The 11,990-nt window shown below is 70.8% G+C and carries 13 protein-coding genes and 1 pseudogene; 8 read left to right on the top strand and 6 right to left on the bottom strand.

The annotated features are described in order from the left end of the window. Nucleotides 1-16: 16 nt before the first annotated feature. Nucleotides 17-394 carry an ArsR/SmtB family transcription factor gene (locus ACNFOC_RS25285; protein ID WP_416961380.1) on the bottom strand — a complete coding sequence of 126 codons (378 nt, stop codon included), beginning with the start codon at nt 392-394 and terminating at the stop codon, nt 17-19. Nucleotides 395-547: 153 nt separating this feature from the next. On the opposite strand from ACNFOC_RS25285, the gene ACNFOC_RS25280 reads away from it, so the two are divergent. The 3 genes and pseudogenes from ACNFOC_RS25280 to ACNFOC_RS25270 all read left to right on the top strand — a co-directional run. After that, nucleotides 548-1,783 (top strand): MFS transporter, encoded by a 1,236-nt coding sequence (locus tag ACNFOC_RS25280; protein ID WP_416961379.1) that lies wholly within the window; start codon nt 548-550, stop codon nt 1,781-1,783. Beyond that, complete coding sequence (locus tag ACNFOC_RS25275) at nt 1,780-2,142, top strand: hypothetical protein (protein WP_416961378.1); 363 nt, start codon at nt 1,780-1,782, stop codon at nt 2,140-2,142. The genes ACNFOC_RS25280 and ACNFOC_RS25275 overlap by 4 nt, the downstream gene beginning before the upstream one ends. Before the next feature lie 115 nt (nt 2,143-2,257). After that, a pseudogene (locus ACNFOC_RS25270) lies at nt 2,258-2,707 on the top strand (DUF5994 family protein); the annotation flags it as partial. Nucleotides 2,708-2,723: 16 nt separating this feature from the next. Here the strand turns inward: ACNFOC_RS25270 and ACNFOC_RS25265 are convergent. Then, complete coding sequence (locus ACNFOC_RS25265) at nt 2,724-3,548, bottom strand: SigB/SigF/SigG family RNA polymerase sigma factor (protein ID WP_416961377.1); 825 nt, start codon at nt 3,546-3,548, stop codon at nt 2,724-2,726. Nucleotides 3,549-3,808: 260 nt separating this feature from the next. Here ACNFOC_RS25265 and ACNFOC_RS25260 point away from each other — a divergent pair, with 260 nt between their 5' ends. Then, nucleotides 3,809-4,483, top strand: a complete 675-nt coding sequence (locus ACNFOC_RS25260) for a hypothetical protein (RefSeq protein ID WP_416961376.1) — start codon at nt 3,809-3,811, stop codon at nt 4,481-4,483. Between the two features lie 164 nt (nt 4,484-4,647). Here the strand turns inward: ACNFOC_RS25260 and ACNFOC_RS25255 are convergent, their stop codons facing one another. The 4 genes from ACNFOC_RS25255 to ACNFOC_RS25240 all read right to left on the bottom strand — a co-directional run bounded on the left by ACNFOC_RS25255 (nt 4,648) and on the right by ACNFOC_RS25240 (nt 8,550). Continuing rightward, nucleotides 4,648-5,037 carry an ANTAR domain-containing protein gene (locus tag ACNFOC_RS25255; RefSeq protein ID WP_416961375.1) on the bottom strand — a complete coding sequence of 130 codons (390 nt, stop codon included), beginning with the start codon at nt 5,035-5,037 and terminating at the stop codon, nt 4,648-4,650. Between the two features lie 81 nt (nt 5,038-5,118). Beyond that, a complete protein-coding gene (locus tag ACNFOC_RS25250) occupies nt 5,119-5,451 on the bottom strand; it encodes an SCO4225 family membrane protein (RefSeq protein ID WP_416961374.1) in 333 nt (110 codons plus the stop codon). A gap of 46 nt (nt 5,452-5,497) precedes the next feature. Further along, complete coding sequence (locus ACNFOC_RS25245; RefSeq protein WP_416961373.1) at nt 5,498-6,190, bottom strand: response regulator; 693 nt, start codon at nt 6,188-6,190, stop codon at nt 5,498-5,500. Next, on the bottom strand, nt 6,187-8,550 hold the full coding sequence (locus ACNFOC_RS25240) for a histidine kinase (protein WP_416961372.1): 2,364 nt from the start codon (nt 8,548-8,550) through the stop codon (nt 6,187-6,189). Before ACNFOC_RS25240 ends, ACNFOC_RS25245 begins: the two co-directional genes overlap by 4 nt. Nucleotides 8,551-8,762: 212 nt before the next feature. Between ACNFOC_RS25240 and ACNFOC_RS25235 the strand changes: the two genes are divergently transcribed. The 4 genes from ACNFOC_RS25235 to ACNFOC_RS25220 form a co-directional block, all read left to right on the top strand. Continuing rightward, a complete protein-coding gene (locus tag ACNFOC_RS25235; protein ID WP_416961391.1) occupies nt 8,763-9,221 on the top strand; it encodes a DUF5707 domain-containing protein in 459 nt (152 codons plus the stop codon). Nucleotides 9,222-9,342: 121 nt separating this feature from the next. Beyond that, nucleotides 9,343-9,789, top strand: a complete 447-nt coding sequence (locus ACNFOC_RS25230) for a DUF3052 domain-containing protein (RefSeq protein ID WP_416961371.1) — start codon at nt 9,343-9,345, stop codon at nt 9,787-9,789. Between the two features lie 127 nt (nt 9,790-9,916). Next, nucleotides 9,917-10,810 carry a glycosyltransferase family 2 protein gene (locus ACNFOC_RS25225; RefSeq protein WP_416961390.1) on the top strand — a complete coding sequence of 298 codons (894 nt, stop codon included), beginning with the start codon at nt 9,917-9,919 and terminating at the stop codon, nt 10,808-10,810. 497 nt (nt 10,811-11,307) lie between these two features. Continuing rightward, a partial coding sequence (locus ACNFOC_RS25220; RefSeq protein ID WP_416961370.1) for an AfsR/SARP family transcriptional regulator occupies nt 11,308-11,990 on the top strand: 683 nt, incomplete at its 3' end.

Raw genomic sequence — 11,990 nt, 5'->3', positions numbered from 1 at the left:
CCTCCCGCATTCGCGGTCACACCTCGGGCGTCCACGCCGCGACCAGGTCCAGCAGGCCCGGGAAGCGGGAGTTGAGGTCGTCGACGCGTACGTGGCTGCGGCGTTCGAGACCGTACTGGCGCTGGCGGGTCAGGCCTGCCTCGCGTAGGGCCTTGAAGTGGTGGGTGAGGGAGGACTTGGGGCGGTCGAGGCCGAACCAGCCGCAGGTGTGGTCGAACCGCTCCGATTCCAGGAGGAGTTTGCGGATGATCGTCAGCCGCAGCGGGTCGCTGAGGGCGCCGAGGACGGTCTCCAGGCGGAGTTCGTCGACCGCCGGCTCCGGGAGGGGGGCGGGCAGGCCGGGCGGTTCCGGGAGCGACCTGATGGTGGGTGCGGTGCCCGCGACCCGGGACATGGCGGCTCCTCGTGGCTCGGTGTGGCTCGGTGTGGCGCGGTGCGGCTCTCGATCTCCTTGTACGACTCGAATCGTACTGCATGCTAAGTTCGACTCGACTCGTACTGTAGGTGCCCGGGGATGCCCGGGCGTACTTGGGGGTGGGGCACAGCCATGTCCGGAACTCGGGCCGTATCGAGGGAAGTTGACGCGCCGCTGTGGTGGGTCTGGCTGGCCGCGTGGCCCGTCACCGCCGTGTTCGTGTTGTCGAACGCCGCTACGCCGCTCTATGTGCTGTGGCAGCGGGACATCGGGTTCTCCAAGGGCACCCTGACCGTGGTGTTCGCGTTCTACATCGTCGGGCTCGTCGGCTCGTTGCTCGTCTCCGGCGTGGTCTCCGACCGGCTCGGGCGCAAGCCCGTCCTGCTGCCGGCGCTCGCGCTCGCCCTTGCCGCCTGTCTCGTCTTCGCGACCGCCGGCAGTGTGGCCGCGCTGATCGTGGCCCGGCTGTTCACCGGGATCGCGGTCGGGGCCGTCGTCTCGGCCGGGATGGCGGCGGTGACCGATGTGGCCGGGCCGGACCGGCAACGGATCGCCGCGCTGCTCGCGTCCTGCGCGATGGTGTTCGGCGCCGGGCTCGGTCCGCTGCTCGCCGGTGTGCTCTCCGAGACCGTGCCCGCGCCGACCGTCACCGTCTTCGTGGTCGAGGCCGTGCTGCTCGTCAGCGCGGTGCTCGCCGTGCTGCGCATGCCGGTCCGGCGTCCTACGGCGCCCGCGAAGGGAGCGTGGGTGCGGATACCCGGCGTGCCGCCCGGCAACGGGCGTCAACTCGCCCTGGGTGTCGCCGTGTTCGCGCCCGGCATCACCGCCACGTCCTTCGTGCTCTCGCTCGGACCCTCGCTGCTGTCCGGGCTGCTCGGCACCACCAGTCGGATCGTCGCGGGTGCCATGGCGTTCGTCATGTTCCTCACCGCGACCGGCGTGCAGTTCGCCGTACGGCGGCTGAGCCGGTCCGTCATCCTCGCGGCGGGCGCGGTGAGTACCGCGCTGAGCATGGTCGCCCTGATCGTCGCCGTGCACACCTCGGCGGCACCGGTGCTCGTCGCCTCCGCGCTGCTCGCCGGCGCGGGGCAGGGGATGGGGCAGCTCGGCGGGCTCTCCCTGCTCAACTCCAGCGTGCCGCCGGAGCGGCTGGCGGAGGCCAACGCCGCGCTCAACGTGGGGGGTTACGTCCTCGCGGGCATGCTGCCCGTGTCCGCCGGGTATCTCAGTGACGCGGTGGGGCTTACCGGCGGGGCCACGGTCTTCGGCGTCGTACTCATGGCTCTCGCGGTGGTCGGTGGGTCGGTGGTCGTGGGTGAAAGCAGGGGCCTTGTATGGCGGTTGAGGGTTTTCAATCGGCCCGATTGATCCGCGACGAGGACCCGTGGGCGCCCCCTCAGGGATGGTCCGGCAGCGCGCATGTGCGGGTGTGGCGGACGGAGCCGGGGCGGGTGGCCGTGGTGGTCAGTGGGCCTGGTGCGGAGGGCGACCTGGAGACCGTGCTTCCGCTGCTTCGCGGGGAGTATCCGGACGACACGGTCGACTTCTTCTTCCACCGTCCGATGGACTGGGTGGCCCCGGCGTACTACGCCGAGCTGACGTCGGGCGACGACGGGACGGTGACCCGGACGCACATCGCGGGCGACGCCCTGGCCGTGCGCCTCGGGCCCGCCTTCTACGAGACCGAGGACCCGGACGACCACTCGACCGGGTGGGGCGGTGCCTGAGGAGTACGCTCGAAGTCACCGAGGGTATTCCGCGCACAGGCCTCCATGCCCGTGTCGTTTTCGGCGATCGAATACGCCGGGCCGGTTGCGACCGGCCCAGAGCAGGGTTCGCGTCATGACTGCGCCCGTTGTACCCGTTGCGCCTGTTGTACCTGTTTCATCAGCCCCCGCACTCCGTATGTCGCTCGCTCCCCTTGGTTCCTCGCCCGCGCTGCTGGACGGGGCCTGGTGGCCCCGGTCCCGGGATCTGGGGGCGGAGCTTCCCTCGCTGGTCGCCGTGCTCGACTCGTTGTGGGGGCGGATCACGCGGGTCACGGTGAATCCCACGCACTGGCCGGCCGCCTTCCCGCGCAAGGTGCCGGTCGCGGGGCATGTCGTGAAGGTCGGCTGGTTCCTGGACGAGCAGGATCCGCACCAGCTGCTGCTCCTGTCGTACCGGACGAGCCGCTGGGACCTGCTCGTCGTACCCCCTGAGACGGACCCCGCCACGGCGGCCTGGCTGATGACCGCCGCGAGCGATCCGTCGCGTACGTCGACCGGGAGCGAGCTGGTCGCGGAGGCGGCGAACACGCCGGGTGTCGTTACGACGCCCTCCTGAACGCGCGCGGTTCGGCCATCACCTGGTCGTGCAGGCGGGCGCAGGTGCGGGTGATCAGGCGGGAGACGTGCATCTGGGAGACGCCCAGTTGCAGCCCGATGCGGGCCTGGGTCATCTCGCAGTAGAACCGCATGTAGAGGATCTCGCGCTCGCGCTCGGGCAGCGCCCGCAACAGGGGGCGCAGGGCCTCGCGGTTGACGATCAGGTCGAAGTCGGGCTCGATGTCGCCGAGGGTGTCGGTCAGCGGATGGCCGTCCGTGGGGTGACCGGGTACGGCGTCCAGGGACCAGGCGGTGTAGGCCTCCAACGCCCCCTGGCCCAGCCGTACTTCCGCCTCCGACAGCCCGGTGTGCGCGGCGATCTCCTGGACCCCGGAGATCGTCCCGCCCCGCGTGGCGCTCAACTCGTGGTCGGCGGAACGGACTTGACCGCGCAACTCCTGCACCCGGCGCGGGACGTGGACGACCCAGAGTTCGTCACGGAAGTGCCGCTTCACCTCGCCCAGGATCGTCGGGATGGCGAAGCTGGGGAAGGCCGTACCGAGACTCGGGTCGAAGCGCGACACCGCCTTGACCAGGCCGAGTTGGGCGACCTGCGTGAGATCCTCGGCGGACTCGCCGCGGTGCCGGAAGCGCCGGGCCAGCCGTACGGCCATCGGCATCCACGCGCACACCACTTCCTGGCACAGCGCCGCCCGCTCCGGGCCGTCCGGCAGTGCGGCGATACGGCGGAACGACTCGGCGGTGTCGGGGGAGTCGTCGTAGGAACGCCTGGTGGTACGGGTCTTACGGGTGCGTTCGGCCTGCATGGGGACGTGCTCCCTCATCGGTGGTGTCACTCACCGTGGGGTCGGCAGACCGCAGCACACCAGGGAGCAGCGAACACCGCTCCCACGGGGGTGCCTCCGGTCCGAAGCACACCGGACGAGTGCCCGGGGGGACGGCTTTCAAACAGGCTCATTCGAACGGGTTTTCGTCATGCCCGTGGCTATGCTGCTGTACAGACGTCCCAGACCCCGGCGCCGCATCACCGCACCGCCCCACCGAGTCTTCCGAACCGAGGCGTCTCATGAGCAGCTCGCTGCCATCGCACGAACCCGAAGGCCAGGAGCCGGAACCGACCGTCATGGGCGCCGCGGACGCCATGGACACGGTGCGGCTGCGCCGGCTGAACCGTTGGCAGGCCGAGGGCCTGCGGGAGGATCTCGCGGATCTGTACGTGGAGTCCTCCGACGCGGAGGCGGGCGAGGAGTTCAACGACCGGCAGAAGTTCCTGCTCCGGCTCGCCGACGACGTGAAACTGCCGGGCTTCGACATGCTCGTCGCCGAGGCGGCGGCCCTGGCGGGGTGTGTCTGCGGTTTCTCCGTGCCGCGCGACGGGTCGTGGTGGCAGGGGTTCGACGGGCCGCTGCCGCAGAACCTGGAGCAACTCACCGCGTCCGGGCATGTGTTCGCGATCCTGGAGACCCTCGTCCATCCGCACCAGCACGCGCGCGGCCTCGCCCGCCTGATGCAGGAGCGGCTGCTCACCGACCACCAGGCCTCGCTGGGCGTCACGTTGGTCGACGAGCCCGCCCGGTGGATCCTGGCCGCCCTGAAGGGCTGGGGGTGGCAGGACATCGGGCGGATCCAGCGCGAGGTCGGCTCAACACCCGTACGCGTACTGGTACTTCCGCTCGGTGAGCGTACGGAGGACCATCCGGACGGGCTGGCGCACAACGACCGGACACAACGTCCCGGATAGGTCCGCCGGTTCACGTAGATTGCGGGCTGTTTAGGTTCCGTGGGTCGGGCTACCCAGCAGGGGCGTCCGTCGGCCGTTCTGGACGAAGGCACCGGAGAGTTGGAACCACAGCTCCCGGTGCCGTCCCCGTCCCGTACTCGCTACGGCTGGTCCGCCCGTGCTCGCTACGGCCGGTCCGCCGCGTGGAGGCGGCGCAGTGCGCGGCGCAACTCCCGTTGGATCTGGGGCGGCAGCGTTTGGTCCTCCGTCGTGGCGACCAGTGCCGCCGCCACGGCCCGGAGCTTGATGTTGCAGTGCTGGGAGACGCCCACCAGCAGGTCCCAGGCCTTGTCGCTGGAGCACGGTGCGAGGGCCATCACCATGCCGCGGGCCTGGTCGATCACCGCCCGCGTCTCCAGGGCCACCATCAACTGCGCGTTCTGGAGGCGTAGTTGGACGAGCTCGGTCAGCAGGGCCGGGTCGGGGAGCGGGGGAACGGCCGTCAACAGGGGTCGTAGGGACCGTTCTTCGTGGGTCGTGGTCGGTTGGTGCGTGGTGCAGGGCGCGTGCCTCATGCCGCAGTCCTTCGACGCGGTGGTTGTGCCCGATGCGAAGCAGGGCGAACACCGCGGCCCCAGCCTAGCCCCGCCCGGGGCTCAGCGGGTCGCGTCCGACCGGTTGCCGCGGCGCAGTGTGCGGGCGCACCAGCCGATGACCGAGGCGTTCGCCAGTGCGCCGATGACGACGGCGACGATGAACATGGCCTTGCCGTCCGGCAGTACGAGGAGTACGAAGCTGGCCGGGGCGGTGGCGAGGACGGGGATGACGCCCGCCATGGACTCGCCCGAGTCGTCCATGACGGTCACGACGACCGTCCAGACGACGATGGCCACGCAGACCCCGAGGTAGGCGAGGGCGAAGGGGTTGCGGAGGTTCTGGCCGAGTCGGTGGAGCGGGGAGTGTGCGGCATGGGCGTCGGTACTGGGCATGGGTGTACTCCTGAGTGCCGTTGAACGAAGGGTTGTTGAGGGTCTGTCAGAGATGGTCCGCGCCCGGTGGGTTCGGGCGGGTGATGCCGAGGTCGTAGGCGAGGATCGTGGCCTGGACGCGGTCGCGCAGGCCGAGTTTGCGGAGCAGGGCGTTGACGTGGGACTTGACCGTGCCGACGGTGATGTCCAACTCCGCCGCGATCTCCGCGTTGTTGAGGCCGGAGGCGAGCAGGGCGAGAACGTTGCGCTGGCTGCCGGTGAGGCTCTCCAACTCACGCGGACCGTTCTCGGCGTCGGAACGGAAACCCGTGCCCGCGCCGGACGCGTAGTGCCCGATCAGCCTGCGGGTCGCGGACGGCGCGAGCACGCTCTCACCGCTCGCCACCACCCGGATGCTGGCCAGGAGTTCGGAGGCGTGCACGTCCTTGAGGAGGAAACCGGAGGCTCCCGCGCGCAGGGCGTCGAAGACGTACGCGTCGAGGTCGAAGGTGGTCAGCACGAGGACGCGTGGCGCGTCCTCCCGGGCGGTGATGATCCGGGTCGCGGCGATACCGTCCAGTTCGGGCATCCGTACGTCCATCACGACCACGTCGGGGGCGAGTTCGGCGGCCAGGACCACCGCGGTGGCGCCGTCGGCGGCCTCGCCCACGACCGTCATGTCGTCCTCGGCGTCGATCACGGCGGCGAAGCCCGCCCGGACGATGCCCTGGTCGTCGACGACCAGCACCCTGAGGCTCATCGTTCTCTCTCCTCGTCGTCCGGCGCCGCGAGCGGCAACCGGAGATGGACCGTGCCCGGCGGGCGGCCGGCCGTCAGGGTGCCGCCGAGCGGCGCGATCCTTGCCGTCAGGCGGTCCCGTACGGCGGTGCCGGCGGCGCGGGGTACGCCGGTGGCCGTGATCGTCAACGTAGCGTCGTCCGCGTCGAGTTCGAGCACGGCGGGGTCGTCGTCGCCGGTCGCGAGGAGGGTTTCGGCGACGTGGTAGGCGGCGAGGTCCACCTCGGTGGGGAGCCTTTCCGGTACGCGGTCGGTCACGCGTATCTGTACGTCGCGGCCGGTGGCTCGGCACTGGTGTGCCAGCAAGTCGAGGGCCTGGACCGTGGGTTGGGGGCGTAGGTCGGGGGTTGTCGTCTCCTCGCCGTCCCGGACCGCGTCCAGGAGGGCGCGCATCGCTGCGAGGGCCTCTCGGGCGCGGGTCGCTGTTTCGTCCAGGTGGCCTGCCTCTGCCTCCGTGATCATGTCTGCGGTGCGGGCCAGGACGGTGGTCTCCAGCCCTGCTGCGATACGGCGGCGTTCTGCCCAGGCGTCTCTTACGGCTTCCTCGGTCCAGCTGGCGAGTTGTGCTGTTTGGGTGCCCTGGGTTGCCTGGTTGCGGTGGGCGATCAGGGCTCCGATCCGGTGTGCGGTGGCCATCACCAGTGACACCCCTGCTGTTGCGAACAGGATTACCGCCCAGGTGGGGAGAGTCGTGCCGCGGTGCAGGACGGCGATGGTCAGGGCGGTGGCGTGTGCGGCTGTGGCTGCAAGTAGGAACAGAGAAAGGGGGACTTGAGGTAGTTGGTATGTGCGGGCCGGTGGGGGCTGGTCGCGCCCCGCGGCGGAGCCGCAAATCGATACAGCCCCGCGCCCCTTAAAGGCCGTGAGCGCAGCGCATGTTGCCAGCATGCTCAGTGTTGGTGGCAGCAGTACCGGGCCTGTGTAGTTGCCCGTGGTCATCGCCAGGGGCCATAGCAACGCCAAGCCGATCAAGGCCAGTTGAACAGTCCTCGGTGCTCTGCGCAGCCACAGCAGGGCCACCGCCTGGGCTGCTGCCAGCAAGGTGAACAGGACGCCCGCCGACACATGCGTGCTGGTCGACGTCGCATCCGCGCGGATGATCAGGACCGGTAGCAGGGGCTGGAAGCACAGGCCGATCGCGGCGACGACCTGGGCTGCGCGGTAGCCGCGTGGGACGGCGTGTTCCACCGGGGCCGCCGTACGGCCGGGGAGGATCGCGCGGACCTCCCAACCGCCCTCCGGCGTCGGGCCGGTGGTCAGGGTGCCGCCCGTTTCCCGGGCCCGGGAACGGAGGAAGCCCTGGCCCCGGCCGCCGCCCAGGCCCGCGCCGTGGGCCGGGGTGCCGGACGGCGGGGCCGTGCTGGTGATCACGATGTCGGTGCGGGTGTCGCCGTAGCGGACGGTCACCGTGGTGTGGGCGCCGGGAGCGTGGCGGGCCACGTTGGTGAGGGCCTCGCGGACGATGCCGTAGGCCGCGTCCGCGACGGCGCCGTCGGGGAGGGGGCCGATCTCGTGGTCGACCGGTTGGTTGAGGCGGCGGAAGCCCGCGATCAGGGAGCGCAACCGCTCCTCGGGGGAGGGGAGTTCCTCGCGGGAAGGGGCCGGGGCGCGTACCGCGCTCAGTGCCCGGGTGACCTCGCGGCCCGTCTCGGTCGCGAACTCCAGGGCCTCGGCGGCGAGTTCGGGACGGCGTTCGCGCAGGCCGAGAGCGGCGCCGGCGGTGACGACCACGGCGGTCAGATGGTGGGCGCTGACGTCGTGCAACTCCCGTTCCATACGCCGCCGTTCGGCCGCCGGGAGCCGGTGGCGCTCGGTCTCGGCGCGGTTCAGGAGGAGTTCGGCGGCCTGGCGGGCGCGACGGGTCCGCCGTACGGAGAAGCCCGCGCCGCACGAGGTGGCGTAGAGCAGGGTGATCAGGACCAGGTCGAGACCGTTGTTGTCGCTGAGCCCGTGCAGGGTGATGTCCTGGAGGAACTGCCAGAGCGCGAGCGTGACCACGCACAGGACCGTCGTGAAGGTGTCGCGCTCGGCCGCCACCGTGAACAGGGCGAGGGCGACGCCCGCGGTGCCGAAGACCGCCATCGCCCCGGTGGGCAGCGGGCCGGCGCCCACCGCGCAGGCGGCGGCGACCACGATGAGCGTGATCACCGGACGGGTCCGGCGCAGCGCGAGCGCGGCCGTCACGGATCCCGCGACCAGGGCGGCCACGAGCAGGTCGGCCGCGGTCGGCACGGTGCCGCGCAGCAGCGGAGCCACCGGCCACACCAGGGCCTGGGCACAGATCAGCAGGACCGGGAGCAGCCGGTCGTCGGTTCGTTTCATGACACTCAAAGGCTATGGGCGCAGGTGAACGGCCCGGCTCAGGCTGAGGGGGGATTCCGGTCCCGCCCTCTCTATCTCTGGTTCAACGCGGCAACCGTCCTTGGGCCCGAGGACCGGGCCGCGTCCCGCTCCTAGGCTCGATCACATCGAGGGAAGCGGTCGACCACCGCCTCCCACACCATCCACACCACACAGGGGGACCTCTCATGTCCATGTCCAAGCGCGCTCTCCTCTTCTCCCTCGCCGGCGTCGCTGCGGTCGGCGGAGTCGTCGCCGGCGGTCTCGCCGCGTCGGCTGCCTCGGCGGCCCCCGAGAAGCCGGCCCTGGAGAAGGGCTCGGCCCACTACACCGCCCCGTCCGCGAGCGGCGCCGGTTCCTTCACCTACACCGTGGACGTCAGTGACGACTCGGGCATCCGCGGCCTCAAGGTCGTTGCGTGGCCCGCGAGTTCGAAGCTGAACCCGACCGCGACCGACCTGCGGTCCGTCGAGTCCGCCACGTGCAGGAGCACCTCGGACGGCACCTCCCGCTGCACCTACACGTTCAAGGTCACCAAGAAGGAGGCGGCCGACGCGGCCAAGGGCACCTGGTACGTCTCGGCGCTCGCTACCGCCAAGGACGGCGACACGACGTTCGTGCCCAAGGCGGCCACCTTCGACATGGCCGGCTGACATGGCCGGCTGACGTCGCCGGCTTACGTCGCTGACACCGGCACGCGGTCATTTGGGATACGGTGCCCCGTCTCGATCGAGACGGGGCACCGGTCGTTGCCGTAGAAGGTGGTCGAAGAACATGGTCAACCCCCCTGCTGCGGCCGGAGGTTACTCCGGCACCCCGCTGGCCAAGAAGATCGGCGTCAAGCCCGGCCATCAGGTCCGTCTGCATCACGCCCCCGACCACTGGGCCATCCCCGGACTCCCCGCCGACTGCGAGGTCGCTGACGGTGGGCCGCGCGGCGCGGACGTCACTCTCGCCTTCTACCGGGAACGGCGACAACTGGACGCGGAAGCCCAGGAGTTGGTGCTCGACCTCGCCGACACCGCCATGCTCTGGATCGCCTGGCCCCGCAAGGCCGCCGGGCATGTCAGCGACATCAGCGAGAACGACCTGCGCGACCTCTTCCTCCCGCTCGGTGTCGTCGATGTGAAGGTCGCGGCGCTGGGGGACGACTGGTCGGGGCTGAAGTTCGTGCGGCGGAGGGAAAACCGGCAAAGCGACAACAAAGGTCCCGCAAAATGAACTTGAGTCGGAGCAACCGGCCGACCTGAGGCAACATCTTGGTGAACGGTGAGTGCTGCGCGGTCAGAGCGCGGGCATCGCCGGATGGCCGGATGGAGCGAGAGACGTGCCGGATGGAGTGAGCGACGTGGTCGGACCGAGGATCGCCGTCGCCGTGGTGACCATGGGAAACCGGCCCGCCGAGGTCGACGCGCTCCTCGAGTCCGTGGCCAAGCAGGACCTCCCGCCCACCCGCATCGTGATCGTCGGAAACGGTTGCCGGCTCCCGGAGTTCACCGACCGGCTCTCCCTGCCCGGCGAGGTCACGACCATCGACCTCGACGAGAACCTCGGCTGCCCCGGTGGCCGCAACGTGGGTCTGGCCCGGCTCCGCGCGTTCGGTGACGTGGACGTCGTGGTGGAACTCGACGACGACGGACTGCTCGTCGACGCGGACGTGCTGCGCCGCGTACGCGATCTGTACGCGGCCGAACCCCGCCTGGGCATCGTCGGCTTCCGGATCGCCGACGAGCACGGCGAGACCCAGCGGCGCCATGTGCCGCGGGTCGGCGCGGGGGATCCGATGGAGGGCGGGTACGTCACCGGGTTCCTCGGCGGCGGGCACGCGCTGAGCATGGCGATGCTCGCCGAGACGGGGGACTGGCCGGCCGAGTTCTTCTTCGCGCACGAGGAGACCGACCTCGCCTGGCGGGCCGCCGACGCCGGCTGGAGCATCCTCTACGCCCCCGAGCTGCTCCTCCAGCACCCCAAGACCTCGCCCGCCCGGCACGCCATCTACTACCGGGTCACCGCCCGCAACCGCGTCTGGCTGGTCCGCCGCAGGCTGCCGCTCGCGCTGATCCCGGTGCACCTGGGCGTCTGGACGCTGCTCACGCTCGTACGGACGCGGTCGCTCGCCGGGCTGCGGGCGTGGTTCGGCGGGTTCGTGGAGGGCGTGCGCGAATCGGCGGGGGAGCGGCGGCCGATGCGCTGGCGGACGGTGTGGCGGCTGACGCGGCTGGGACGCCCGCCGGTCATCTGACCGGCCCGTAGTACCTCAGGGCTAGTTGGCCGGCCCGTAGTACCTCCGGTGCAGCTGGCCGACCCGTAGTACCTCGGACGTAAGGGGCTGTGCCCGTAGTACCTCGGACGTAAGGGACGAGGGCCCCGGTCGTTCACCTCCGCCGACCGGGGCCCTCTCGCGTCCCCGGACCCGGCCGCGACGGCGACACTCCCCCGAGTTGCGCGTCGTACGCGCGCACCGTCGGGCCAGATCCGATGATGTGATCACATCAGGTCGCACCAACGGATCGCTAACATGTGGCCAATGGTGTGCACGATGCTCCCGCGCCGCGTGGCCTGAAGTCGCCGGGCGGCGACGGGAGACGGCCGGTACGGCAACGGAATCCGGCGTTCGGCGCCGGGACAAGGTGGCGGGAAATCGCCGTGAACAGGGCGGATATCCGCCAAGGACGGCGGAACCTCCGCCGCGGAGCACGGCCGTGAGAGGCCGCGCGGAAGGGTGACGGGTTCGGTGTGATGTGGTGCGAGCTCCGGTTCGGACTGCTGGGCACGCCCGTCCTCTTCAACGCCGATGCCGAGGTCAACGATGGTGCCGATGTCAACGGCGGTGCCAGTGCCAACGCCACCGCCAGTGCCATCGGCTACGGCTACGGCGATCCCGTGCACCCGATCGGCAGCCCCAAGGTGCGGATCCTGCTCGCCGCGCTGCTCCTGGAACCCGGCCGGGTGGTCTCCGTCGAGGCCCTCAAGGACGCCCTGTGGGGTGGCTCGCCGCCGGCGTCGGCGCACGCCTCGCTGCACAACCACGTGACCCGCCTGCGCCGCCTCCTGGACGACCCCGAACGGTTGCGCGCGGTACCGCCCGGCTATGTGCTCCGCGTCGACGAGGGCGAACTGGACGTCCACGTCTTCGAGTCCCACGTCGCCGCGGCCCGCACCGCGCACGCGGCGAAGGACTGGCCCGCCACCGTCCGCGCCTGCACGGCGGCGCTTGCCCTCTGGCGTGGCACCCCGCTCAGCGGCCTCCCCGCCGAGCTCGGCGGCTACGCCTTCGCGCAGCGCCTGGCCGAGGCCCGCGTCGTTGAGCGCGCTCGCGAGTACGGGGATGCTCCGCTCCCACGAACGGACCTCGGACGAACTGGGCTTATGGCCGTGCACGTGCGCGAACTGCTCCGTCAGGCGGAAGAAGAGAGCACCGG

This window comes from Streptomyces colwelliae (assembly GCF_048158785.1).
Lineage (GTDB): Bacteria > Actinomycetota > Actinomycetes > Streptomycetales > Streptomycetaceae > Streptomyces.
The sequence above is the reverse complement of the archived record's forward strand: the minus strand, read 5'-3'. Positions and strand labels throughout refer to the sequence as shown.